This window comes from Bacillus sp. SRL337 (assembly GCF_984799155.1).
Genome location: NZ_OZ481793.1, coordinates 384,889 through 408,672 on the forward strand (window position 1 = coordinate 384,889; position 23,784 = coordinate 408,672).

Consider the following 23,784-nt stretch of genomic DNA (forward strand, 5'->3'; position numbering starts at 1 on the left):
CTGTTATTGTGGAGATCAAAAGCGCCGAACAAAAAGTTAGCGACCTTCATAATCTTTTAAACCAATATAGTTATGAATACCATGTGCTGGACAAGCCTTCAGTGCCGGATGCAGAATATGACCGGTTATTGAATGAGCTGATTGATATCGAGGCTGAATTCCCTGAGTTGAAATCACCAGACTCACCGACACAGCGGGTTGGCGGAAGCATTCTGGAAGCTTTTCAAAAAGTCGAGCACAGGACGCCGATGCTCAGTCTTGGCAATGCTTTTAACGAAGAAGACCTGAGGGACTTCGACCGTAAAGTCCGCCAGGCAGCAGGTGAGGGCTATTCCTATGTCTGCGAACTGAAAATTGATGGACTTGCGGTTTCCCTCCGCTACGAAGACGGCCTTTTCAGCCAAGGGGCGACAAGGGGAGACGGAACGATTGGTGAGGATATCACAGCAAATCTGAAAACTATCAAGTCGATACCGCTTCGGATTTCTGAACCTTTGACAATGGAGGTAAGAGGGGAAGCCTTCATGCCGAAGAAGTCGTTTGAAGCATTGAATAAGGCCAAGGAAGAGCGGGAAGAGGAGCCGTTTGCGAATCCCCGCAACGCTGCTGCCGGGTCATTGCGCCAGCTCGATCCGCGCATTGCGGCTTCGCGTAATCTGGATATTTTCCTCTATTCCATTGCAGATACAGGCGGAACAGGTGTCGTTTCACACAGTGAAGGGCTGGACCTTTTAGATAACCTGGGTTTCAAGACCAATAAAGAAAGAAGAAGATGCCAGGACATCGAGGAAGTCATTCGATACGTAGAGGGATGGGTGGAAAGACGGCCGGATCTTCCTTATGACATTGATGGAATCGTCATCAAGGTTGATTCCCTGGAACTGCAGCAGGAGCTTGGTACAACAGCGAAGAGTCCCAGATGGGCGATCGCCTACAAATTTCCGGCAGAAGAAGTGGTGACGCTGCTGAAGGACATTGAATTAAGTGTCGGCAGAACGGGTGTTGTGACACCTACCGCCATCCTTGAACCGGTCAGGGTTGCCGGTACGACTGTACAACGGGCCTCTCTGCATAATGAAGACCTTATCAGGGAAAAGGATATCAAGATCGGTGACTATGTGGTCGTCAAAAAGGCAGGAGATATCATCCCGGAAGTGGTGAATGTCCTCGAAGAACGGCGTACCGGAGAAGAGCGGAATTTCCACATGCCTGAAAAATGCCCTGAATGCGGGAGCGGCCTTGTCAGACTTGAAGAAGAGGTTGCGCTTCGCTGTATTAACCCAAAGTGTCCTGCACAGATCAGGGAAGGGCTGATCCACTTCGTTTCCCGGAATGCGATGAATATCGATGGACTGGGTGAAAAAGTCATCAGCCAGCTTTTCAAAGAAGGCTTGATTGTCGATGTAGCCGATATTTACCGTCTTGAAAGGGAGCAGCTTCTGCAGTTGGAGAGAATGGGTGAAAAATCGGTCGATAATTTGCTGAAAGCCATAGAAACCTCAAAATCCAACTCTTTGGAAAGGCTGCTATTCGGCTTGGGGATCCGCCATGTGGGGGCCAAAGCAGCCAAGACACTCTCACAGGAATTTGGAACCATTGATCATTTAAAGGATGCATCCAAGGAACAATTGATTGCTGTCAATGAAATTGGCGATAAGATGGCAGAGGCTGTTGTTGCATACTTTGAAAAAGAAGAAGTGGCTGAATTGATCGGAGAACTGAAAGCGGCAGGAGTCAATACAGACTATAAAGGGCCGAAGCCTGTAAAAGTGGAAGATGTCGATTCCTATTTTGCAGGAAAGACGATTGTCCTTACCGGTAAACTTGAAAAACTTGGCCGTAACGAAGCGAAACAGAAGGTGGAAGAGTTTGGCGGGAAAGTAACCGGTTCTGTCAGTAAGAAGACCGACCTTCTCATTGCCGGGGAAGATGCTGGTTCCAAACTGACGAAAGCGCAGGAACTTGGCATAGAGATATGGGACGAAGAGAAGCTGCTTGGAGAACTTAACCGTTAAAGGTGGAGAAAATACATGAGGAAATGGTTGGCGGCAGCCGCTGCTGCTTTGTTGCTTAGTGGCTGTACTCCTGCTTTTGAAATAGAAAAACAGGAACAAGTGGTAGAAGAAGATGAAAATCAGCAATCGGAAAAAGCGATCATTCCGAATTACCAAATTTCTGATGAATATTATAAAACGTTGCTGCCATATGAATCCACGGATACGAGAGGCATGGTCGTAAATAACCTGCGCTCACGCTATGATATAGATGTTTTTGAATCGGGTCTTGTCCGCGTGGCGAAAAATGTTTATTCAAGTGACCGATATCTGTTCAAAGAAGGCCAGGTGTTAGATAAAGAAACCATTCAATCCTGGCTGAACAGAAAGTTTACCAGCAAACAGCTAGAAGACAAAGGGTTAAAAGAAGAGCAGAACATCGGGCTTAATCCGGTTGAGGAAACGCCTGGCGAAGGAAAGGATACCCCTGTCTACCTTGCACACATGATCGAACATAATTACCTGGAGAAAGTTGAAGACAACAAGATCCAGCTGGCTGGTGTCGTTGTTGGACTAGCGTTGAACTCCGTTTCCTATTATCAAGACCAGAATACTGGTGAAACGCGTCAGACCACTATCAGCCATGAAGAAGTCCAGCAGCATGGAGTGGAAATCGCACAAGAAGTCATCAAAAGGATGAGACAGAACCCGGAACTTGATGGCATCCCGATTACGATTGCCCTATATGAACAATCCAGCAGGGATACTGTGACTCCCGGAAACTACTTTGCTTACTCCACGATTGGTGCAGATAGTGCCTCCATCGGAGATTGGAAGGATATAAATGAAGAACATCACTTCTTCCCGTCCGTACAGGCAGAAGAAGCCCATCCTAAAGATTTGAAAGTGTTCAACGATTTTAAAGGGAAAGTCGAAAACTATTTTCCCAATTATGTTGGTGTGGTCGGTTACGCTTTCTATAATGAAGGAAAGATGGAAAGTCTGGAAATCGATATCCCGATTCAATTTAATGGAAAAGCAGAAACAATCGGTTTTACTCAATATACAGCAGAGCTTGCTGATGAGTTGTTCCCGAAAGCGATGAATGTGGAAATCGAAATCACTTCAGCCGATAGAGCTGAAGCCTTGATTGTATTGGATAATAAGACAGAACCATTTGTGCACATCTATGAATAATAGAGAAAACTGACCTGTAACCGGGTCGGTTTTTTTATCTAGCAGGTAAGGGAGTGTATACTGCAGCATTTATTGGGGAAAATAAGGTCGTTACGACTCGCCAATTGAAAGAGTATCAGCCGTATGGCAAACACCCTTGTGTTTCACTTTATAGAAAAAATTCTTTTATGTCTTTTAACAGAAAAACGGGAGGAAAATGGAGGTGGATGGAACAATTTTTATTGTTTGCAATAGCTGTATTTGAACAAATTATGAATTTAATTTTATGAATTTTTCTGAATATATATAATTGGTAAAGCGCTTTCATAGAATTAATTATTCATAACCGATGCATAAATAATCAGTTATAGAATTATATTCTGAATATTCTGCGTGAGAGTGTGAAGGATTTATGTTACGCTTATGAATGTTGTCGAGTTATTCCTGGCTCATCAGGCTTATTTGGATTCTTTGCGGAAGGAATCTGTATGAATAAGTTTACAAGTGTGATGCATAGGGTAAAAAAGAGCGTCAGAAAGAAAACGCAGCAAATCATCTTAGAGTTTTTATAACCAAACATTTTAAAAATCGAAAGGAGAATGTAGACTACACATGGATACGGCTACTTTAGTTACGTTTATAGTTTATTTGGTCGGTATGTTGGCAATTGGTATTATTTCTTACAGATTAACTAGCAATTTATCAGATTACGTTTTGGGAGGGCGCAGCTTAGGTCCTGGCGTTGCAGCACTTAGTGCCGGTGCCTCTGACATGAGTTCATGGCTGCTCTTGGGTCTTCCCGGCGCGGCATATGCATCAGGTCTCGGCGGTTCGATCTGGCTTGCGATCGGGCTTACGATCGGTGCGTACCTGAACTGGAAATTTGTTGCTTCCAGACTGCGCTCTTACACGGAAGTTGCGGATGATTCCATTACAGTTCCGGACTTCTTTGAAAATCGTTTTAAAGATGGTTCCCGCTTGCTCCGCGTCATTTCTGCACTTGTCATCCTGGTATTCTTTACTTTTTATACTTCATCAGGTCTTGTCGGCGGGGCGATTCTTTTCCAGGAATCCTTTGACATGGGCTATAACACAGCACTTCTGATTGGTGCAATTGTTATCATCTCTTACACATTCCTTGGCGGATTCCTTGCAGTCAGCTGGACTGACTTCATCCAGGGCATCCTTATGTTCCTTGCCTTGGTTGTAGCGCCAATTGTGGCGATTACTGAACTTGGAGGCTGGGGAAGCACAATGGACCAAGTCGAGGCTGTTGATCCGGCTTACCTTGATGCTTTCGCCGGAACATCTGCAATCGGAATCATCTCGTTATTGGCATGGGGCCTTGGTTATTTTGGCCAGCCACATATCATCACCCGCTTTATGGCACTTAAATCTACGAAGGATGTTCCTAAAGCACGCTGGATTGGTATGACATGGATGATCCTTGCTATCATCGGTGCTGTATTGGTCGGTATTTCCGGTATCGCTTACTTCGCTGATGCCCCACTGATTACCGATGCAGCTGATAACTCTGAAAAAGTGTTCATCTTGTTCACGGATGTACTGTTCAATCCTTGGGTTTCCGGTATTCTATTGGCAGCCATCTTATCTGCCATCATGAGTACTATTGACTCTCAGCTTCTTGTTTCTTCAAGTGCTCTTGCAGAGGATTTCTACAAAGCAATTATCCGCAAGAATGCTTCAGACAAAGAGCTTGTATGGGTTGGCCGTTTAGGTGTTGTGCTGATCGCTGTCATTGCCATCCTGCTGGCACTGGGCGGAAACCCTGCAAACGAAAATGCTTCAAGCATTCTCGACCTTGTAAGTTATGCATGGGCTGGATTCGGAGCTTCCTTCGGACCGGTAATCCTGCTTTCCCTATTCTGGAAAGGCATGACCCGCAATGGTGCACTGGCCGGAATGATTGTTGGTGCCGTAACGGTTGTAGTATGGGCTAATCTTGACACGGACCTCTATGAAATCATTCCAGGCTTCATCCTTGGTATATTGGCCATCGTCATCTTCTCAAAGGTTGGACCGCAGCCAAGCGAAAAAATCCGATCTGAATTTGATGAAGCTGCTGCAAATGACGTGAAATAATGGAATAACAGTTCATCAAAACCGCCTGCCGAAATTTCGGTGGGCGGTTTAGTGTTTGTATGAAAGTACTTCAGCCCTTTAAAGCAGTGGGGGACAGTCCCCCACTGCTTTAAAGGGCTGAAATGTTTTGGGGTGCTGATGCCGGGTATAAACAAAAAAACATCAATGATTAGGAGGAGTGCGTAATGAGAAAACGAAACCTGCTTGCAGTTTTCCCAATGGCAGCCGGCCTTTTTCTTGCCGGTTGTTCTGAAGATGGAACTTCTGATAATTTCCAGGAAGTAGAAGAGGAAACACAACAAAATACGGAAGACGCCGAACAGGATACAAACCAGGAAGCCAACGATCTTGAACAGGAAGCTGAAGAAACGGGAGAAGATATTGAACAAGGAGCAGAAGACGCTGGCCAAGCTGCAGAAGATGCTGCTGAGTCCGCGGAAAACGAATTGGAAGAGGAAGCGGACGAGGCACTCGATGAAGTTGAAAAAGAAATAAATGAAGAAGAATAAATAAATGATAAAAGCGTCTGTCACCCGGCAGACGCTTTTTTTATAGGGCTTATGAGGGATTCATGTGACACCTTAATTTGATTTTCTCTTTAAAACTGGTCTTATGAATGCTTCATGTGACACCTTAATCTGAATTTCAATTCAAAACTGATCTTATGAACGCTTCAAGGGGGCCCTACCCTAATCTGATTTTCTCTTTAAAACTGGTCTGATAAAGGCTTCATGTGACACCCTAATCTGTTTTTTTAAAACTGGGCTAACGAACGTATGGATTACTGCTTTCGGGAGAATCTCAAGTTTGGATTTTCTCCGGTATATGCTTTTCTATCTAATGGAAGAGCAGATCTTTTCGAGATTTTTCTGGTGCATTAAGGCGATATATTTCGTTACCATTTTAAAGGCAATAAAGTTTACGAAAAGTGCTTTTAAATAACACGTATTAACGATTAGTCTCATGCCGATACTGCTACTGTCAGATGACCGTTTTCTGGTCAAAACGAAAGAAGGACGGAATCAGCATGAAAAAGATTATCAATTTCCTCGTAACTGCCGTTGCAACGATACTCATTCTAAACAGCGCGTATCCATCAACAAACAGTTCTCCAGCACCCTCCCGGAAAGAGGATCGACTCATCGATGAGGCAGAAGTCTTCTCAGAAGTCATTGAAACGGAAAAGGCACCGCTTCAAGAAGAAGCGATTCATTATCTGGAATCCGTTGTCTTTGCCTATGCCGAACCCAAAGTTGAAGTAGTTCCTAGTGAGATCAATAGTCAGAGTTTTGCTATTGTCGGGATTGGCGACTCCCTGACGCTGGGCACTGGAGGCGAGAAGACAGAAGGTTATCTGGATTTTTTGAAAATGTACTATGAGAAAAAGAATGATGATGTAGTGCTGGTCAACCATGGTGAATATGGTGCCCAGGCACAGCATTTATTGAAAGCACTGGATGACCCCAATATGCAGAATGATATTCAAAGAGCCGATGTTCTTTTTATGACTCTCGGAGGAAATGACTTGGTTTCCATTTTTAATCATAATTTTACACATCTGACTATGGGTGATTTTACAAAAGGAGAAGAGAAATTCAAGTCGGATCTTCGTAAAATAATGTCCACCATACGCCTTCTGAATGAAGATGCCCCTGTCTATTTCATCGGTGTTTTCAATCCGGTATATGAAACCCTGGGGGAAATAAAAGAATTCAACGAGATCATCAGTTCCTGGAATGTTTCAACGAAGGACCTGCTGGAAATGTACCCGAATACGACGTTTGTTTCTATTCAGCATTTATTTGAAGAGGATACTGACTTTTATTTGGCAGAAGATTTGTTTCATCCGAATGATAAAGGTTATGAAAAGATCGGTGCTGAAATTATCTCGAGTACGGAGGAGATCCTAATGGTTCAGAGAAACCCGTTATAATTGCATTTCTTAAAAACCTGACATATAGTGTAGGGAATTCGAGTGAATCAAACGGAGGTGTGTGAAAGTGGAAAGACCCGGCGTAGATGACTATTTACAGCAGGGCATATACGGCCAGAAACAGACGAAGCCTGATGAACGGCGGAAGTTTTTAGGAACCATAAGGGAGCGGATTGTATTTGCCCTGACGCAGAGGCAGGTCAGGAGAAAAGGGATCCTTTTTCAGGCAGAAGCACTGATGAACGAAAATAAGGAAGCCCATCTCTATTTGAACGGCAATATGAGCTATACGTATCTGTCAAAATATATTAAGCTGGCGGGAAAGTATGATATCCACTATACAATGGTAACGAACAAAGAGCATGACACGGACATCGGACTGGTGCTTGCCTTCAGCCATGCCATTGATAAAGAAGAAATTTACATCGATGAGAATCAGGGAAGTAAACCTGCAGAACCGAAGACCAAGAAAAAGTCTTTCTTTGCGAAGTTGTTTAAATGAAAAAACCGGGCGGTGTGATACTTGGACACCCGCCCGGTTTTTGTGCGTCTTTGTGCCAGTCACGACCCGGAATTTGTCGATTCTCCGGAGAACATTTTCTGCTTGAAAAGCCACTTGAGAAAAATCGGCACTACAAACAGAATGAACAGAATCCGGAATAAATGATATCCGGTGATGATGGACAGGTCGGCGTGGAGTGCCTGGCCGACAAGCGCCATTTCCGCCATTCCTCCGGGTGCCATACTCAGGAATGAAGTGATGAATGAGATATGATGGGACGCCATCAGGATTGCTCCAAGCCCAAAGGTGAAAGCGACCAGTATAAATGAGGTGACGACCGTCAACCCGATAAATTTTGAAAGGGAACCGGAATCTTCAAACTTCATCATCTTACTGAAATAGATCCCTAAGAAAATTTGGGCTGCAACGATAGCTGCATCCGGCATATGGGGTACCGTCACCCCTGCTGCAGAGAGGATCCCGATGCCGAGTATCGGACCTAATAAGGTAGGTGTAGGCAGCTTGAATTTCACAGCCAGCAAGGCAGAGGCGACGGCAGCTCCAAATAATATCAATAGGGGCCAGCTCAGGTAAAGATCCACTGCTGCAGATCCAGAGGCTGCTCCGTTCTTGGGCCCTTGGAAAAGCGGACTGAATGCCATGAATGGTACGATGAAAATGACCGACAGCAGCCGGATGACCTGGATAATCGTCACCACTGTGACATCAATGTCCTCCAGTTCTTCTCCTAGTACCACCATTTGTGATAATCCGCCGGGGATGCACCCTGTAATGGTAGACTTCAAATTCACCCCGGTCAATTTAGTGATGAAAATGGCCAGCACACTGCTGAATAGCAGAAGCAAAACGGTGAGGAATAACATCCATGGAAGCTGGTGAAGTATTTCAATTGCTGTGTCCCTTGAAAAGGACTGCCCAATCGTATATCCAACAAGGATCAGCCCGGTATTCCGGAATACAGGCGGCCAGTATATTTTAAAAGGAGTCAGTTTTTCAATGGCAAACACAGCCGTCATGGAGCCGAGCATCCATGCCAGCGGGATATGCATCAAGCTGAAAACCAACCCTCCTGCAGTACCGATCAGGATGGTATATAAAAATCGCAAAAACATATAATCCCTTCTTTGATAAGCTTCGCTTTGATGAAGATAAGCTTACCATATTTAGAAGGGAAAGAAGAAACTGTCTGCTTAGAATTTTCTGCAGACAGTTTTAGGAGATTCATTTCAAATCCAAGAATTTTTCTGGATCAAATTCTTCACCTTCAGCCACAATCGCCGTCATTCCTGTGTGGGATCCGGATTCATGGTTTTCCCCGGTATCCCAAAACACAGCCGTACCCTTTTCAACTGGCACCTTTTCTCCACCTTCAATCATGACCATCCCGCTGCCATCCGTCACGATGAACAGCTGCGGACACATTGCTTTATGCATACCAAGAACACTGTTCTGGCCAAGATACATACAGCCAATCTGGAAAGGCTTTCCCGATTTAACAAGGGGGTGGATGACAGCTCCTCTGCTGTCAAAGCGGTCAATCGTTCTTCCGTCTTGTTGATGATAGGTAAAAATCTTCATAGTAATCACCTCGCGTTCCCATTTCGACAAGGGTGATCCATCCTTCTATATTAATGAAGAAACGCACCATCAGCTTATACTTTTCAGCCAAAAAGAACATGCTGATAAGATGATGGACTTTAACACATCACCGCAAGTGGGGACAGTCCCCGGTTACGGCAACGCGTTAAAGCGCGAAAAGGGACAGTCCCCATTTATATGGTAACGCGCTGCCCTATTAAAGCATCGAGCGCTTTCTCTAAATAGATTTAACAGCGAAATGGCGGGACTTAGTTGCCATTTTGGCTGAAATTTTGATATTATCAATAGTATTGCTAGTGTTCGAAATTATGCGGAGGTGAAAGAGAGTGTCAAGAATTTCAGAAGACCAAGTTAAGCATGTGGCTCACCTTGCCCGTCTTGCGATAACAGAAGAAGAAGCACAAAGATTCACAAGTCAATTGGATGCTATCATTGGCTTTGCTGAGCAGTTGAATGAGCTCGATACAGAGAATGTCAATCCTACATCCCATGTGTTGGAAATGAAGAATATCATGCGTGAAGATAAACCTGTTAAAGGATTGCCTCAGGAAGAAGTATTGAAGAACGCACCAGACCACCAAGATGGACAAGTCCGCGTACCATCTGTTTTAGAATAGGAGGGAAACCACATGTCATTATTCGACCATAAATTAGCAGAACTTCATGAATTGATGCAGAAAAAAGAAATTTCTGTAACAGACCTTGTTGATGAATCTTATAAAAGGATCGACGCGGTTGAAGGGAAAGTCAAAGCATTTTTAACGCTGGATGAAGAAAAGGCACGTGCAAAAGCGAAGGAACTGGATAGCAAAATCGGGACGGACGAAGCGAAAGGCCTTCTGTTCGGTATGCCGATTGGAATCAAGGACAATATCGTAACAAAAGGCCTCCGGACAACGTGTGCGAGTAAAATCCTTGAGAACTTTGATCCAATCTACGATGCAACGGTCATCAACAAACTGCGTGACGCTGATACCGTAACAATCGGAAAACTCAACATGGATGAATTCGCGATGGGTTCTTCCACTGAAAACTCCGGTTTCCAGAAAACAAGCAACCCATGGAACCTTGAAACTGTCCCAGGCGGTTCCTCAGGCGGTTCCGCAGCCTCTGTTGCAGCAGGCGAAGTACCATTCTCACTTGGGTCTGATACAGGCGGATCAATCCGTCAGCCGGCAGCGTTTACAGGAACAGTCGGATTGAAACCTACATATGGACGTGTTTCCCGCTTCGGTCTTGTCGCTTTCGCTTCATCACTTGACCAAATCGGGCCCATCACACGAAACGTTGAAGACAATGCCTATCTTTTACAGGGCATTGCAGGTGCCGATGCCAATGATACGACGTCAGCTGATGTAGAAGTGCCAAATTATGCTTCTGCCCTGACAGGTGATGTCAAAGGCTTAAGAATTGCCGTACCGAAAGAATATCTTGCAGAAGGTGTCGGCGAAGAAGCCCGCCAATCCGTCATGGCTGCATTGAAACTCCTTGAAAGCATGGGGGCGACTGTTGATGAGGTTTCCCTTCCGCATTCAAAATATGGAGTGGCTACCTACTACATTCTGGCTTCCTCTGAAGCGTCATCCAACCTGAGCCGCTTTGACGGAATCCGTTACGGCTACCGTACACCAAATGCTGAAAATCTTCTGGATCTATATAAAAAGACCCGTGCAGAAGGCTTTGGTGATGAGGTGAAACGCCGTATCATGCTTGGGACGTTTGCATTGAGCTCCGGCTACTATGATGCGTATTATAAAAAAGGTCAGCAGGCTCGTACGCTGATCAAAAAAGACTTTGAAGATGTATTTGAAAATTATGATGTCATCATCGGACCGACAACTCCGACGCCGGCATTCAAAATCGGTGAAAAAATCGATGATCCGCTTACAATGTATGCAAATGATATTTTAACCATCCCGGTGAATCTTGCTGGGGTACCGGGAATCTCCGTGCCTTGCGGATTTTCAAAAGATGGTCTGCCGCTTGGACTGCAAATCATCGGCAAGCACTTTGATGAGAGCACAATCTATCGGGTAGCACATGCTTATGAACAGGCTACAGACTTCCATAAACAGAAACCACAATTGTAAGGGGTGAAATCAATGAACTTTGAAACGATTATCGGACTTGAAGTCCATGTTGAGCTAAAAACAGATTCGAAAATGTTCTCGCCTGCCCCGAACCATTTCGGCGCAGAGCCAAACACAAACACGAATGTCATCGACTTGGGATATCCAGGCGTTCTTCCAGTGGTCAACAAACGCGCTATCGATTTCGGTATGAAAGCGGCAATGGCCCTGAACTGTGAAATCGCAACAGATACCAAGTTTGACCGTAAAAACTATTTCTATCCGGATAACCCGAAAGCCTACCAGATCTCTCAATTTGACCAGCCGATCGGTGAAAATGGCTGGATTGAAATCGAGGTTGACGGTTATAAAAAACGTATCGGAATCACACGCCTGCACCTTGAAGAGGATGCCGGTAAATTGAACCACTCCGGTGACGGTTACTCGCTCGTTGACTATAACCGCCAAGGTACACCACTGATCGAAATCGTATCCGAGCCTGACCTTCGCACACCGGCCGAAGCCTATGCTTATTTGGAAAAATTAAAGTCGATCATCCAATATACAGGCGTATCTGACTGTAAAATGGAAGAAGGATCTCTTCGCTGTGATGCCAACATCTCATTGCGCCCGATCGGCCAGGAGAAGTTTGGTACAAAAGCCGAATTAAAGAACCTGAACTCTTTTAACTTTGTACGTAAGGGCCTTGAGCATGAAATCGTGCGCCAGGAAAAAGTATTGCTTTCAGGCGGAATCATCGAGCAGGAAACACGCCGATTTGATGAAGCAACAGGAAAAACCCTCCTTATGCGTGTAAAAGAAGGATCTGACGATTATCGATACTTCCCAGAGCCCGACCTTGTCGTTCTTCGCATCGATGAAGAGTGGAAGGAACGTGTGCGTGCGGAAATCCCTGAACTGCCGGATGCCCGTCAAAAGCGCTATGTAGAGGATATGGGGCTACCTGCGTATGACGCAATGGTCCTGACCTTGACAAAAGAAATGTCCGATTACTTCGAAGCCACCGTTGCCGCCGGAGCGGACATCAAGCAAGCGTCCAACTGGCTGATGGGTGAAGTATCTGCCTACATGAACGCAGAACAGAAAGAACTCGAAGATCTGCCGATGACACCTGAAGGACTTGCCGGCATGGTCAAGCTGATCCAGGATGGAACGTTATCATCCAAGATGGCGAAGAAAGTCTTCAAAGAGCTTGTTGAAAAAGGCGGCGATCCTGAGCAAATCGTCAAGGAAAAAGGACTTGTCCAAATCTCCGATGAAGGCGAATTGCTAAAAATCGTCACAGCTACGCTCGACGACAATCCGCAATCCATCGAAGACTTCAAGAACGGAAAAGACCGTGCCCTTGGATTCCTCGTCGGCCAAATCATGAAGAAGACCAAAGGCCAGGCAAACCCGCCAATGGTCAACAAACTTCTGATAGAGGAAATGAACAAACGCTGATAAAGCATATAGACTTCGCCCCCGTCCGGCTTATGCCCGGCGGGGGTTTTTGGTTTTTTGAGAGGCGTGCAGCGGGAAGAGGCTGTGCATGCAGTCGGATTCGGGTCGTGCCAGTCACTCCCCGGTTTTTGCCGAATAATCAATAGAACGGGAAAAGTAGTTGATAGAGGGACTGAAGTCGTCGATAGAACGGTCAAGGTCGTCGATAGATTATCAAAACTCGTTGATAGACTCCCTGCGCAAAATGCACTTCACCGCTTCACCGCGGTGGGGGACAGTCCCCGGCTGCGGTGAAGCGGTGAAGCGCATAAGCAGGAATCCTCATCCTGTTCATCGAATAGTGATACATGAGGGGCAGATAACGTCTATGCGCTATTTTAACCAGCCAACAGAGGTGAACATGTAATGTCCAAAGAAATTTACTGTGACTTCTGCCAGAAGCAGATTAAGGTACGGGATGATTTGATTACTGCTGCCATAATGTTTGAAGTTGCCCCTTTTCATGAGAGCTGTTATGGAACCAGCATTAAGGGTGCAAGGACATTGTTCATAAGCAATGAACCTATCAATGGCTTTTCAGGGTCGGCATTTACCGTGTTTTCAATGATTATTGCCATTATTTGGGCCGTTTTTACAGAAGGTCCGATGAGGTGGCTCTCAATATTAGCTTTGATACCGGTTGGCTACAGACTGTATTCGTACATTCGGTATGAACGCCGACTGGAAAAATAGAGAAGGAGTTGGATATATTGCCAAAGGTGACACCGTTTTTAATGTTTCAAGGGAATGCAGAAGAAGCGATGGAGTACTACACATCCTTGATAAAGGGGTCAGAAATAAAAAGCATCACCCGTTATGGGCCGGGCGAACCGGGGGATGAGGGTAGTGTAATGCAGGCTGTATTTCATTTGAATGGACAGGAGATCATGTGCATAGACAGTAATATCCAGCATGAATTCGGCTTTACACCTTCGTTTTCTTTATTTCTGGAATGCGATTCAGAAGAAGAAATAAACCTGCTGTACAATAAGCTCTTAGATGGGGGAGCGGCCCTGATGCCTCTTGGAGACTATGGATTCAGCAAGAAGTTTGGATGGATCAACGACAAATATGGTGTCTCTTGGCAGCTGACACTTGCTGAATAAAAAAACGCTTGGATGTAGTAGCCGTGATCTTCATCCAAGTGTTTTTTTAATAGGTTCTTTTCGTAACCTTCGTTGCTATTTAATATGAATGTCAAATACTATTTGGGTCTTTCTTTCTCCGGATAACTCCCTGTAAGCAGGAAAGAAAAGAGCTGCTCTCTGGTTATCGTGGGGAAATTCATGGAATAGAGGGGGGAATCTGGATCTTGGAATTTTTCCGAAAGCAACCCTTAATGCGAAAACCGCCTTTTAATAAGGTAACGCGTTACCACTTTAATATACCCGGGGACTGTCCCCCAGTACTTTAGAGCAGTAAAGTGCTGCAGGCTTCCATTTTACCATGAATTCCCACTCCTTTTCTTGATAAAAAGACCCGGTAAATAACTCCCGGATCAATGGTTATGCCGCTTTTCTCTTCACTGTACTGGGACTCTTCCGGATGGCTGCCATGAAACGAGGAGCAACTGCCCCGGCAAATGCAGATAAGATAATGTCTTTTGGAAGCGGTGCGAGCATCCAAGCCCAAGCCATGCCGTAGGAAAATCCTTCAGGTGCCCCGGCCCAGAAGATGTAGGCGGCATACATCCAGTTTGTACCGAGAATATAGTTTACAGCCATACCGACCAGTGCAGCCAGGATATAGGTCTTTTTAGCAGATTTTGCTTCTGCCATTTTTCCCACAAGGTAAGCTACTAGAATATAAGAGAGAATGAAACCGAAAGTAGGTTTTAATAGAACTCCAGGTCCTCCAGAGAATCCCGAAAACACAGGGGCACCGACCAGCCCGACCAGTGCATATACGGTCATCGAAATGGCTCCGAGCCTGCTGCCGAGGATCAAGCCGGCAAGTACACAGAAGAACGTTTGCAGTGTGATGGGAACGCCGCCGATGACCAGCATGGAAGTCAGGTTGGCACCGATAGCCATCAGAGCGGCAAACATGGCGGCCATGGTGATATCAATTGCTTTAAGTTTCATAGTATGTATCCTCCTATTTGGTTTTCTGAAAATAGAATATAGTAAAAGAGCGTTTTGTGTCAACCTATTAAACATAAATGGTTAACATAAATATAAAGCAGGAATTAATGACAGTGAAGACGAAGTAGAAGAGAAAGAAGGATTTAGTTTAAAAATTGTGACGTGAAGAAACAGGAGAAGCAATGAAAATACATATCATCGGCTCGGTTGGAAGCGGAAAGTCGACGCTGGGAAGAAGGCTGTCCGCCCAAATGGACACCCCTGTTTATGAATTGGACAATGTTGTCTGGCATAGGCATGAAAACGGGGATATCCGAAACACACCGGAAGTCAGGGACGAAACGTTTTTTGCAATCATCAATCAGGACAATTGGATTATCGAAGGGGTCCATCATACCTGGACAACGAGGGGCTTTCAGGAGGCTGATCTCATCCTTTTTCTTGATACGCCGATTGCGGTAAGGAACTGGCGAATCCTTAAACGGTTCACTGTCCAAAAGCTTGGGTTTGAAAAAGGAAATTACAAACAAACATGGAGCATGCTGAAGAAGATGTACCAGTGGAATTATCAGTTTGAAAAAAGCAGTAAACCGGAAATCCTGGAGATCCTGAAGCCTTACCAGGAAAAGCTCAGAATACTTACAGATAATAACTGCACAAAGGAGATTACGCAATGAAATTCGTGTTTGATTTGGATGGGACGATTTGTTTTAAAGGCCAGCCGGTGACGGAGCCCCTCATGGATGCATTGGAAAGGCTAACGGAAGATGGGCATGAGGTCATTTTTGCGTCGGCAAGGCCGATCCGCGACATGCTGCCGGTTCTGCATCCCCGGTTTCATACGCACATGCTGATTGGCGGGAACGGCTCCATGATTTATCGTGATGGAGATCTGGTATATTCGCAGGCATTTCAAACAGAGCAGGTACAGCAGATTACTGGATTGATTGAAAAATATGAAGCCACCTTTTTGATGGATGGCGACTGGGATTATTGTTACACGGGGCCTTCAAACCATCCGATACTGGCCAGCCTCGACCAGGCAAACCTCGCGAATTCCGTTTCGCTTGAAAGTTTGTATGCGGTGATGAAAGTGTTGATCCTGACAGCCGCTGATTTTGAAAAAATGGACGAAGAACTTTCGGAATTGGATGTCACCCTCCATAAGCACCGTAATGAAAGAGTGATTGACATTTCGCCAAGAAATATTGATAAGTGGAGCGCATTGAAAGCAATGGGAATCGGTGAGTCTGAATACATTGCATTTGGAAATGATGCAAATGATATTTCGCTGTTTCAGCATGCATGCCATGCCATCATGATCGGCTATCATGAGGAACTCTCAGAGCATGCAGCCGAAACAATTGCGCTACTGGGGGATTATGAAAGGGCGATTATCAGGAAGCTGGAAGAGATGACAGGGGAATTGCGGCTGGCATCGGTCTGAAAGGAAGATTAAAAATAATGAATTCTGCAGAAGCGGGGTTGTCGAAGGTGGATAAGAGATGAAGGGGGAAGTGCTGGCTTATATGCTGTTTGCCGTACTGCTGCTGTTTCTTATCCCGTTTTTCATCATCAAGGGTATCAAAGAAGGGAAAACGCTTACGGACCATTTTACAGGAAACGTCATCCTGATCCTTTTGTTTTTTGTCTCGATAAGGGAGATCCTCGCGTCCTTCTGGGATGCTGATCGGATGGAAGTCTTTAATCAGCTGCTGTTTATTGGTTTCATAGTAATTGGGGCGATACCGGGTGTGATCCTGCTGATCTGGCATTTTCCAAAAGAGATGGACAAATGGAAAGACCCAAGTGAATATAAGCATCCTTTGGCCTATCGTTTCAGGCACCTGCTTTTACTCCTCATGTTTGCCTTAATTGGAGGAGCATTGTTTATGCTGTACCAAAGTTATAGGGTGGTGTTCTAAAATTTTTTTATCCAATTGTTGTGGATGATTTTTTTGGCTAGGCGGAAATACATGTCCGCTTCTGCTTTGCTCTCCGCCTTTTGCATCAAGACAAGGTAATTTTGAAATCGAAGCTTGTCGAGTGACGAGACTTTCAGCACAATTTTACGCATAGGGCACACTCCTCGGTACGGGACAAAATTGCGTCCAATTCTCTATTCAGAAAATTCTGTAAATAATGTATACTATTAGTAAATCATTCCAGAGGGTGGATGTAATGTCCTTAATTGAATTGATACTGTTACCGATGTTAATGGGAGGTATTGGTGGCTTAGGACATATTTTAGTTTTCAAAGGTGGCCGCTTTACATTTCCCCGTTTTTTCGTTGATGAAGATGGAGAGAAGCACTATGTCTTTGGATCCTCAAAGGATATCATTATTGGGGTGTTGGCCGGTTATTTATCCGTGTTGCCTGTCGTGGAAACTGTACCCGTCTGGTATGTGATTTATATCAGTTTATTATCTGGCATTGGTGGAAGTTCGGTAATCACGAGAAAAATCGAGCAAAACCTGGAAAGAACAAAATGGGAATACATGCAAGAGCTTTCAAAATATCAGCTCGAGACGACCTCTTCTATAGGAGGACCTTCAAAGAATAATAACGAGGTGAAACCTGTTGGCGAAGTCCAAGAAAGAGAAGAAAACAACAGTTAAGTTGCCCCCGGAGCAATATTCCAAAGCAGAGACCTATTTGGAAAAAATAAAGGAGGCAGATAGTGTAACCGAGCTGAAGTATTATTATGCAAAGTTCAAGAATATTGTTGAAAGCTCTCAAAAATGTTAATAACAGGAAGGCTGCCGCTGCAGCAGTCTCTTTTTTTGTGCGTATCATCTTTCACATTCTATGGTGAGGCCATGTCTATGTAGATCATTCTTTTTTCAATTATATGCTTCCAGGCATATTTTTTACAAACAATACTTTATAATTTAGTATAAATTCTTGTTAAAAAGGCAAAAGAGAAATAAGCTAAGTAAGTGAACACAGCAGGATAGTCACGAGGAGGAAAACGATGGAACTTAAAGATTGGTTTGAAAAAGGGCAGATGCCCCAGAAGTATATAGATTCAATGGAAACCCATCAAGAGAATCTCAGGAAGGTTTATGAACATTTTTCCGTACCGGAAAGTGAAAAGGGGAACCTGAAGCAGCTTGCTTCCCAAAACTTGAAGGTCATAGTGCTGACCGAGGATTGGTGTGGTGATGCAATGGTAAACCTGCCGATCTTACTAAAAATGGCGGAAGCAGCCAATATGGATGTGCGTACGTTAAATCGCGACGAAAACCTGGAATTGATGGATCAATATTTAACAAACGGTACATCACGTGCAATTCCGATTTTCATCTTCCTGGACAGCGAGTTTAATGAAGAAGCGGTTTGGGGTCCGCGGGCGCCTGTGGTCCAGCAGCTGGTCGATGAAGAGAAAGCGAAACTGCCGCCTCGCGACCATGAATCATTCCCGGACGCCCAGAAAGAAATGATCGGCCGGTTGACAGCGCAATATAAAGCGAACGAAGCCATCTGGCACGAGGTCTTCCAAAGCATCAAAACCACCCTCATGAACCAGGTTCATATGTAAAAGGTAAGAAGGGCTGTTCCTTAAGGGACAGCCCTTCTTCGCGCAGTAACGCGGTGAAGCACTAAGAGGGACTGTCCCCTTTTGTGAGGCAACGCTTTAAAGCAGTGGAGGACTGTCCCCCGCTGCTTTAAAGGGTTAAAGTGCGATGTGCAAATGGAACTGTTTCCCTCTTCACGAATTACGGAAATCGCGGTATTCTAGTAGAGTAGACTGTTAGGGGGTAACAGCATGATCCATCAAAAGACAAACACCATTGTTATTGAAACCCTCGATAAGTTTCCCCACAAGGTTAATATCAAGCTGGGGAAAATTCTGAAGGAACGCGGAATGACACAAGGTGACCTGCACCGCTTGACCGGCCTTCGTGTAGCGACGATCAATGAGCTCGTAAACTTTAAAAAGAAATCATTGACGGTCGCCCACCTGATTTCCATCATGGCGGCCCTCAGAATATGGGATCTCCGTGAACTGATTGAAATCGAGTTTGACGAAGAAGTGGTAGACTATTTCCGCAGTGAACGCCAGCAGATGAGAGACGGCTTCACCTCAGATATGAAAAAGACACTAGAGACAAACTTCGAGCGTATGAATCAATAACAATACTCATATAATTAAGCGGCCGCCGTATGGCCGTTTTTTCTTTTTTTACAGAAGAAGCGCCTGATGGTAAAACAAATAAAGGAAATTAGGCCCTGCATCAAGAACTTAAAGCATAAGCAATGAATCTTAAAAAATTACATGGTAAAATAGCATGAAAAAAAGGGAGACAGGACATCCCAGGATTGAACCCGGGGTATAGAGGGAAATAAAAGGGTGTAACCCCCTTGTGGTACATCACAAGGATAATGAAAGAGTGATAATGTGGAAGAAACTAAAGAGCAATATCTTTCGTATTTAAATCTGACCATTGAGCGGCCGAGCATCAACTACCTGCAGCGGCTTATCCAGCATCATCTGATCCGGATCCCCTATGAAACGTTCAGCAAATTTCATTATTTCAACCGAAATAATGAGCTGGTCCCCAGCCTGGGACAATTTGTACATAATCTCACGAACCGCGGCTGGGGCGGAACCTGTTATACCCTGAATATCAACTTCGGCCGTCTTTTGCGTGAACTCGGCTTTGACATTCATTTTGTCCGGGTGACACCGGGACACTTGGGAATCATGGTGGATATTGATGGGAAGAAACTATATGCCGATGTCGGATATGGCTCGCCGATCATGAAACCGGTAGAACTCGAAGCACGAAGGAAGCATGTCCTTCACGGTTTCGGCGAGGAAATCACCTTCACTCAAAAGGACCAGGCACTGTATGAGATCGACCGCAAAGCAAACGGGAAATCGTTTGTGAAAAAAGAGATTGTCTGGCTGCCGCTTGAAGAAGGGGAACTTGATCGTGACATCGATGCTTCCTACCAGGATAGTGAAGAAAACGTGGTGATGAGAAGGATCACAGCTGTCCGCTTTCACGGCAACACCTGCTATTTCCTGCGCAACGGGACGATTAAAGCCATGACCTACCGTAATATCCGTGAATATCAAATGCGGGATATGGATAAATGGATCAACACCGTAAATGAGATCTATCATTTTGATAAACAATCGATTCAGGAAAGTATCGACTTCCTGGAAAAACGCAATATAAAAATTTTCACCTAAACCTGTCAAAGGAAGTCACCCTTGGCAGGTTTTTATTTTTTGGAAATAGAACGGTAACAAAGGCATTTCTGATCAATGTCCTTTAGAGATGAGGTATAGGACGTAAGATCCATGAATCATCGTCCACAACAAACCCTTTGAAACGAAAGTCCAATAAAGGCACTTATCAGGGTTCTATTAAATATTTGCAGGATGATCATCCGCCGAGGGGCCGCTAAAGGAAGATCAAAAGAGCAATGTTGAGAATGTAGCCCTCAAAAAATGCTTAAACAGGACCTGATAGTGACCTTATTACCCATCCTCAAGGCTAACCGGAAAAAAATATTAAAAAAAGTGTAGGGGAAAGCCCGCGTTTGTTCGTCTATTAGTATGAAGCCGATTGAAAGGGGGGAGAGAGTATTGGAGCAAGCGCTTGTCGAAAAGGTAAAAAACGGAAGTGACCATGCATTCCGGGTTCTCATTGAAAAATACAAACACCATGTGTTCCGGACGATCTATGGTATTCTTCGCAACCAAAAAGATGCAGAGGATGCGTCGCAGGAAGTGTTTGTCAAAATCTATACTTCTCTCTCCCAATATGAAAACCAGGGGTTAAAGACGTGGATCACGAGGATTGCAGTGAACCATGCGATAGATTGCAAAAGAAAGGCTGACCGCAGACATGAAGAAATGGCTGGGAATCCGATGGAAGCCGGCAAAATGGGCATCGAATGGGAGGATCTCCAATCCGTAGAAGCCAAATTTGAGGAGAAGCAGCTGCGGCTTCTGGTCAGGAGAAGACTTGGAGAATTGCCGGAAAGCCATCGCAGGGTCATCTATGATTATTACATAGAGGAGAAGACGTATAAGAAAATGGCAGAAGAACAGCAGGTGGAAGTGAAAACCATAGAAACCAAGCTGTACAGGGCCAGACTCTGGATGAAAAAACACTGGAAGGAGGAAGATTTTCGATGAAGCATGTCACTTATGGAGAATGGCTGAAATATGTCGAGGGGGGACTTGAAGAACAAGCCCGTGACCAGTATGAAGAGCACTTATACTCTTGTGATGGATGTATGGAGATCTATTTAGCCGCCCTGGAGGCCGGCGGAACTTCCTTCCCGGACCTTTCAGATGAAGCCGGATTTGCCGAGAGTATTATAGGTCAGGTTCAGCACTATAAGGAACAGGACAATCCTTTGATCAGTAAAAAACAGAAATTTTATCAAAAAGCGGCTTTTCATTATGTTGTAGCTGCCGCAATGACCATTCTGCTGATGTACACGGGTATTTTTCAGCAGCTTATTGGATTTACAGAGGAGTTTGAACGTTCCTCGCACCCATCTTTTACAACTGAATTGATGAACAAAACAACAAATTTGATTGAGAATGTAGAAAATCAAACTAGGGAGGAAGGAAACTGATGAAAAAAAATCCGCTAATAGCCTTTTTATTGGCATTTTTTCCGGGAGGCGGCTTGATTTATCTAGGCAAGGTGCTCCGGGGATTGTTTTATGCAGGGAGTGTCATAGGAGCAGCCGTATTGACCATTTTTCTGGCATTCTCTTATTATTCAGTGTCGGGAATTGAATTTGTATTCTTTATAGGGGGGTTGCTTATCTATTTCGTAAACCTGATCGATACAGCCATTACGGCTTCCAAGCTGTATAAACGGACAACGGCTGATGGTGAAGTTGAAAAAGAAAGCACACCTGAATCGGAGCGGTTTTTCACCATCATCCTATCACTAGTGCCTGGACTGGGACATTTTCAGCTCGGATTGATGAACAGAGGAGTGACATTGCTGGCAGCCTTCCTGGGCATGGCCGTCATGGTCATCTTCGTGACAGTCCTTTCATCACGCGGGGAATTTCTTGTCTTCTTGGCATTTCTTCCTGTTCTATGGGTCTACAGCTTCTTTGACAGCATGCAGCAGCTCGCGAAGAAACAGCGCGGGGAGACACTTGTCGACCAATCGATTCTGGAAGAGTTCGAGAACCGCAGGGAAGATGGGAAAAAGTCGAAATCGCTTGCTACGATGCTCTCGATTTTTCCGGGAGCGGGCCATTTGTACTTGGGGTATCAACGCAGAGGGATTCAATTGATGGCAGCCTTCCTCTTCTCCATTTACATTATGGATGTGATGCGGCTGGGGATTTTCCTTTTCCTTGTGCCGATCATCTGGTTTTACAGCTTTTTTGATGGTCTCCAGAAAGCATCCCGTTATGGCAGGGAACCGGTCGAGGATGTGCCGGTCATCTCCTATCTTGTGAATCACCAGAAATGGGTTGGGGTCGGACTCGTAGCTCTCGGGGTTTATTACTTGCTGACAAATATTGCTCTGCCTGTCCTTCAGCCGATCATTTATGATTATGTGAATGTGGATGCGTACTTCTGGTTTGAACGCTATGTGCAGACCGCGATCGTCTGCATTCTGTTAATAGGAGGCGGAATCAAGTTGTTAACAGGAAGCAAGAAGAAACGGGGGGCTTCACAATGAGAGTATGGAGAGTAGGATCGATATCAATGGGGGCAGCGTTAATGATCTTGGGCGTCATGCTTCTCCTGACACAAATTTTTGAGTGGGACGCCGCCTATGTCATGACAGGGTGGTGGCCGTCCATTTTGGTGATCCTGGGTGGTGAAATGCTGTTCTATTTATTCTTCACCAAGCAGGAGAACGCCAGAGTGAAATATGATCTATTAAGCATCTTTTTTGTAGCAGTAATTGGCACGGCTGGAATCGGTTTGACCATTTTGCAAGCAACTGGTGTGATGGGAGCAGTGGAAAGCTGGCTGACTGCTGAAGAAGCTACAATGGAAATACCGGCTTTCAACCAAAGTATCAATAAAGACATCAAAAGGGTTGTGGTCGATACAGGCAGCCATGATTTGATCATTGAAGGAGGGACCGGGGATGAAGTCAGTCTATTCGGAACCTATCGTTCTACCTTTCTGGAAGAAAAAAATAAATTGAAATCAGTAGAGGATTATCTCCATTCTGAAGTAAAGGGAGACAGCCTGTATATTACGCTCAAAGGACTCCCGGCTGCTGCTGCTCCATTCGACAGCTACAGTGTGCTGAATGCTACTTTGGTCGTGCCGACGAGTGTAGGGCTTGAAGTTTCAGGGGAAAGTTCCTCCATTACAATGAAACCGAGAAAGCTGTTGAGCAATTGGTCAGTGAATGAGGGGTCCGAAGTAAATGTCATGTTGTCGCAAGGAAGTGACATCAACCTCCAGGCTCAAAATATTACGGATATAACAGAAAACGAGAATTGGAAGCTCGATAAGGCTGACGAGCCTGAATATGATGAGGAAGGTTATGTAGAGGAAACGGTGAAAAGCGGGAACTACATCATCGGCGATGGAACCTATGACCTCGTCGTCAGCAATACGTATGGGCTTTCTGTGTTGGAGAGCAGATAGGTCACAGGGGCACCAGGAAGCCGGCAGCAGCTTCCTGGTGTTTTTTCTGGTAAATGATACGGATGAATAATGGTCCAAGTTTCACTATCGATTTAGACATTAAAAGACAAATTTCCCCGGAAATATCTAAAATCACTTTGCAGATTCTAACATTCGACAGCGGGCAGGAAAAGCGGCAGTGTGTTAAC

The 23,784-nt window shown here is 44.9% G+C and carries 27 protein-coding genes; 23 read left to right on the plus strand and 4 right to left on the minus strand.

Annotated elements, in window-relative coordinates:
- Positions 1 to 8 precede the first annotated feature (8 nt).
- The 7 genes from ligA to AC4E8A_RS01965 all read left to right on the plus strand — a co-directional run bounded on the left by ligA (position 9) and on the right by AC4E8A_RS01965 (position 7,708).
- Entirely contained in the window at positions 9 to 2,015 is a 2,007-nt protein-coding gene (gene ligA / locus AC4E8A_RS01935) for an NAD-dependent DNA ligase LigA (protein WP_490196486.1), read from the plus strand.
- 15 nt (positions 2,016 to 2,030) lie between these two features.
- On the plus strand, positions 2,031 to 3,191 hold the full coding sequence (locus tag AC4E8A_RS01940; RefSeq protein ID WP_490196487.1) for a CamS family sex pheromone protein: 1,161 nt from the start codon (positions 2,031 to 2,033) through the stop codon (positions 3,189 to 3,191).
- Positions 3,192 to 3,244: 53 nt separating this feature from the next.
- Positions 3,245 to 3,460, plus strand: coding sequence for a hypothetical protein (locus tag AC4E8A_RS01945; RefSeq protein WP_490196488.1), 216 nt, complete (start codon positions 3,245 to 3,247; stop codon positions 3,458 to 3,460).
- 322 nt (positions 3,461 to 3,782) lie between these two features.
- Entirely contained in the window at positions 3,783 to 5,273 is a 1,491-nt protein-coding gene (putP, locus tag AC4E8A_RS01950; RefSeq protein ID WP_490196489.1) for a sodium/proline symporter PutP, read from the plus strand.
- 185 nt (positions 5,274 to 5,458) lie between these two features.
- Entirely contained in the window at positions 5,459 to 5,782 is a 324-nt protein-coding gene (locus tag AC4E8A_RS01955) for a hypothetical protein (RefSeq protein WP_490196490.1), read from the plus strand.
- A gap of 518 nt (positions 5,783 to 6,300) precedes the next feature.
- Complete coding sequence (locus AC4E8A_RS01960; RefSeq protein WP_490196491.1) at positions 6,301 to 7,206, plus strand: GDSL-type esterase/lipase family protein; 906 nt, start codon at positions 6,301 to 6,303, stop codon at positions 7,204 to 7,206.
- Between the two features lie 67 nt (positions 7,207 to 7,273).
- Entirely contained in the window at positions 7,274 to 7,708 is a 435-nt protein-coding gene (locus AC4E8A_RS01965; protein ID WP_490196492.1) for a YueI family protein, read from the plus strand.
- A gap of 59 nt (positions 7,709 to 7,767) precedes the next feature.
- On the opposite strand, the gene AC4E8A_RS01970 is transcribed toward AC4E8A_RS01965, so the two are convergent.
- Complete coding sequence (locus tag AC4E8A_RS01970) at positions 7,768 to 8,841, minus strand: AbrB family transcriptional regulator (protein WP_490196493.1); 1,074 nt, start codon at positions 8,839 to 8,841, stop codon at positions 7,768 to 7,770.
- Between the two features lie 109 nt (positions 8,842 to 8,950).
- Positions 8,951 to 9,337, minus strand: a complete 387-nt coding sequence (locus AC4E8A_RS01975; protein ID WP_490196494.1) for a cupin — start codon at positions 9,335 to 9,337, stop codon at positions 8,951 to 8,953.
- A 317-nt stretch (positions 9,338 to 9,654) separates the two neighbouring features.
- Here AC4E8A_RS01975 and gatC point away from each other — a divergent pair, with 317 nt between their 5' ends.
- From gatC to AC4E8A_RS02000, 5 genes are all read left to right on the plus strand, one after another.
- A complete protein-coding gene (gatC, locus tag AC4E8A_RS01980) occupies positions 9,655 to 9,945 on the plus strand; it encodes an Asp-tRNA(Asn)/Glu-tRNA(Gln) amidotransferase subunit GatC (RefSeq protein ID WP_490196496.1) in 291 nt (96 codons plus the stop codon).
- Positions 9,946 to 9,957: 12 nt separating this feature from the next.
- Positions 9,958 to 11,418 carry an Asp-tRNA(Asn)/Glu-tRNA(Gln) amidotransferase subunit GatA gene (gatA, locus tag AC4E8A_RS01985; RefSeq protein WP_490196497.1) on the plus strand — a complete coding sequence of 487 codons (1,461 nt, stop codon included), beginning with the start codon at positions 9,958 to 9,960 and terminating at the stop codon, positions 11,416 to 11,418.
- A 12-nt stretch (positions 11,419 to 11,430) separates the two neighbouring features.
- Complete coding sequence (gatB, locus tag AC4E8A_RS01990; protein WP_490196498.1) at positions 11,431 to 12,861, plus strand: Asp-tRNA(Asn)/Glu-tRNA(Gln) amidotransferase subunit GatB; 1,431 nt, start codon at positions 11,431 to 11,433, stop codon at positions 12,859 to 12,861.
- Positions 12,862 to 13,266: 405 nt separating this feature from the next.
- Positions 13,267 to 13,593, plus strand: a complete 327-nt coding sequence (locus tag AC4E8A_RS01995; protein ID WP_490196499.1) for a hypothetical protein — start codon at positions 13,267 to 13,269, stop codon at positions 13,591 to 13,593.
- 17 nt (positions 13,594 to 13,610) lie between these two features.
- Entirely contained in the window at positions 13,611 to 14,006 is a 396-nt protein-coding gene (locus tag AC4E8A_RS02000) for a VOC family protein (RefSeq protein WP_490196500.1), read from the plus strand.
- Positions 14,007 to 14,405: 399 nt separating this feature from the next.
- Here the strand turns inward: AC4E8A_RS02000 and AC4E8A_RS02005 are convergent, their stop codons facing one another.
- Entirely contained in the window at positions 14,406 to 14,984 is a 579-nt protein-coding gene (locus tag AC4E8A_RS02005; protein WP_490196501.1) for a biotin transporter BioY, read from the minus strand.
- A gap of 182 nt (positions 14,985 to 15,166) precedes the next feature.
- On the opposite strand from AC4E8A_RS02005, the gene AC4E8A_RS02010 reads away from it, so the two are divergent.
- The 3 genes from AC4E8A_RS02010 to AC4E8A_RS02020 are packed head-to-tail and all read left to right on the plus strand — an operon-like array spanning position 15,167 to position 16,909.
- A complete protein-coding gene (locus AC4E8A_RS02010; protein ID WP_490196502.1) occupies positions 15,167 to 15,661 on the plus strand; it encodes a P-loop NTPase family protein in 495 nt (164 codons plus the stop codon).
- Positions 15,658 to 16,431: an HAD-IIB family hydrolase gene (locus AC4E8A_RS02015; RefSeq protein ID WP_490196503.1), complete on the plus strand. Its 774-nt coding sequence runs from the start codon at positions 15,658 to 15,660 to the stop codon at positions 16,429 to 16,431. The genes AC4E8A_RS02010 and AC4E8A_RS02015 overlap by 4 nt, the downstream gene beginning before the upstream one ends.
- Before the next feature lie 58 nt (positions 16,432 to 16,489).
- On the plus strand, positions 16,490 to 16,909 hold the full coding sequence (locus tag AC4E8A_RS02020) for a hypothetical protein (RefSeq protein WP_490196504.1): 420 nt from the start codon (positions 16,490 to 16,492) through the stop codon (positions 16,907 to 16,909).
- Here AC4E8A_RS02020 and AC4E8A_RS02025 read toward each other — a convergent pair.
- Positions 16,906 to 17,061, minus strand: a complete 156-nt coding sequence (locus AC4E8A_RS02025) for a hypothetical protein (RefSeq protein ID WP_490196506.1) — start codon at positions 17,059 to 17,061, stop codon at positions 16,906 to 16,908. The genes AC4E8A_RS02020 and AC4E8A_RS02025 overlap by 4 nt on opposite strands.
- Before the next feature lie 104 nt (positions 17,062 to 17,165).
- Here AC4E8A_RS02025 and AC4E8A_RS02030 point away from each other — a divergent pair, with 104 nt between their 5' ends.
- The 8 genes from AC4E8A_RS02030 (at position 17,166) to AC4E8A_RS02065 (ending at position 23,596) form a co-directional block, all read left to right on the plus strand.
- Positions 17,166 to 17,603: a DUF4257 domain-containing protein gene (locus AC4E8A_RS02030; RefSeq protein WP_490196508.1), complete on the plus strand. Its 438-nt coding sequence runs from the start codon at positions 17,166 to 17,168 to the stop codon at positions 17,601 to 17,603.
- 356 nt (positions 17,604 to 17,959) lie between these two features.
- Complete coding sequence (locus AC4E8A_RS02035; RefSeq protein WP_490196509.1) at positions 17,960 to 18,526, plus strand: thioredoxin family protein; 567 nt, start codon at positions 17,960 to 17,962, stop codon at positions 18,524 to 18,526.
- A gap of 228 nt (positions 18,527 to 18,754) precedes the next feature.
- The gene (locus AC4E8A_RS02040; protein WP_490196510.1) at positions 18,755 to 19,123 is read left to right on the plus strand and encodes a helix-turn-helix domain-containing protein; all 369 of its coding nucleotides are present in this window, start codon (positions 18,755 to 18,757) and stop codon (positions 19,121 to 19,123) included.
- A 264-nt stretch (positions 19,124 to 19,387) separates the two neighbouring features.
- Complete coding sequence (locus AC4E8A_RS02045; protein WP_490196511.1) at positions 19,388 to 20,188, plus strand: arylamine N-acetyltransferase; 801 nt, start codon at positions 19,388 to 19,390, stop codon at positions 20,186 to 20,188.
- Between the two features lie 399 nt (positions 20,189 to 20,587).
- Positions 20,588 to 21,142: an RNA polymerase sigma factor gene (locus tag AC4E8A_RS02050; RefSeq protein WP_490196512.1), complete on the plus strand. Its 555-nt coding sequence runs from the start codon at positions 20,588 to 20,590 to the stop codon at positions 21,140 to 21,142.
- The gene (locus tag AC4E8A_RS02055) at positions 21,139 to 21,591 is read left to right on the plus strand and encodes a hypothetical protein (RefSeq protein ID WP_490196514.1); all 453 of its coding nucleotides are present in this window, start codon (positions 21,139 to 21,141) and stop codon (positions 21,589 to 21,591) included. Before AC4E8A_RS02050 ends, AC4E8A_RS02055 begins: the two co-directional genes overlap by 4 nt.
- Positions 21,591 to 22,667, plus strand: a complete 1,077-nt coding sequence (locus tag AC4E8A_RS02060) for a hypothetical protein (protein ID WP_490196515.1) — start codon at positions 21,591 to 21,593, stop codon at positions 22,665 to 22,667. The genes AC4E8A_RS02055 and AC4E8A_RS02060 overlap by 1 nt, the downstream gene beginning before the upstream one ends.
- Positions 22,664 to 23,596 (plus strand): hypothetical protein, encoded by a 933-nt coding sequence (locus AC4E8A_RS02065; RefSeq protein ID WP_490196516.1) that lies wholly within the window; start codon positions 22,664 to 22,666, stop codon positions 23,594 to 23,596. Before AC4E8A_RS02060 ends, AC4E8A_RS02065 begins: the two co-directional genes overlap by 4 nt.
- Positions 23,597 to 23,784 lie beyond the last annotated feature (188 nt).

Bases quoted from the DNA above. Each gene is read 5' to 3' on its own strand.
- AC4E8A_RS01940 (WP_490196487.1), top strand. From the start codon at position 2,031: ATGAGGAAATGGTTGGCGGCAGCCGCTGCTGCTTTGTTGCTTAGTGGC.
- putP (WP_490196489.1), top strand. From the start codon at position 3,783: ATGGATACGGCTACTTTAGTTACGTTTATAGTTTATTTGGTCGGTATG.
- AC4E8A_RS01955 (WP_490196490.1), top strand. From the start codon at position 5,459: ATGAGAAAACGAAACCTGCTTGCAGTTTTCCCAATGGCAGCCGGCCTT.
- AC4E8A_RS01960 (WP_490196491.1), top strand. From the start codon at position 6,301: ATGAAAAAGATTATCAATTTCCTCGTAACTGCCGTTGCAACGATACTC.
- AC4E8A_RS01970 (WP_490196493.1), bottom strand. From the start codon at position 8,841: ATGTTTTTGCGATTTTTATATACCATCCTGATCGGTACTGCAGGAGGG.
- gatA (WP_490196497.1), top strand. From the start codon at position 9,958: ATGTCATTATTCGACCATAAATTAGCAGAACTTCATGAATTGATGCAG.
- gatB (WP_490196498.1), top strand. From the start codon at position 11,431: ATGAACTTTGAAACGATTATCGGACTTGAAGTCCATGTTGAGCTAAAA.
- AC4E8A_RS01995 (WP_490196499.1), top strand. From the start codon at position 13,267: ATGTCCAAAGAAATTTACTGTGACTTCTGCCAGAAGCAGATTAAGGTA.
- AC4E8A_RS02005 (WP_490196501.1), bottom strand. From the start codon at position 14,984: ATGAAACTTAAAGCAATTGATATCACCATGGCCGCCATGTTTGCCGCT.
- AC4E8A_RS02010 (WP_490196502.1), top strand. From the start codon at position 15,167: ATGAAAATACATATCATCGGCTCGGTTGGAAGCGGAAAGTCGACGCTG.
- AC4E8A_RS02015 (WP_490196503.1), top strand. From the start codon at position 15,658: ATGAAATTCGTGTTTGATTTGGATGGGACGATTTGTTTTAAAGGCCAG.
- AC4E8A_RS02020 (WP_490196504.1), top strand. From the start codon at position 16,490: ATGAAGGGGGAAGTGCTGGCTTATATGCTGTTTGCCGTACTGCTGCTG.
- AC4E8A_RS02025 (WP_490196506.1), bottom strand. From the start codon at position 17,061: ATGCGTAAAATTGTGCTGAAAGTCTCGTCACTCGACAAGCTTCGATTT.
- AC4E8A_RS02030 (WP_490196508.1), top strand. From the start codon at position 17,166: ATGTCCTTAATTGAATTGATACTGTTACCGATGTTAATGGGAGGTATT.
- AC4E8A_RS02035 (WP_490196509.1), top strand. From the start codon at position 17,960: ATGGAACTTAAAGATTGGTTTGAAAAAGGGCAGATGCCCCAGAAGTAT.
- AC4E8A_RS02040 (WP_490196510.1), top strand. From the start codon at position 18,755: ATGATCCATCAAAAGACAAACACCATTGTTATTGAAACCCTCGATAAG.
- AC4E8A_RS02055 (WP_490196514.1), top strand. From the start codon at position 21,139: ATGAAGCATGTCACTTATGGAGAATGGCTGAAATATGTCGAGGGGGGA.
- AC4E8A_RS02060 (WP_490196515.1), top strand. From the start codon at position 21,591: ATGAAAAAAAATCCGCTAATAGCCTTTTTATTGGCATTTTTTCCGGGA.
- AC4E8A_RS02065 (WP_490196516.1), top strand. From the start codon at position 22,664: ATGAGAGTATGGAGAGTAGGATCGATATCAATGGGGGCAGCGTTAATG.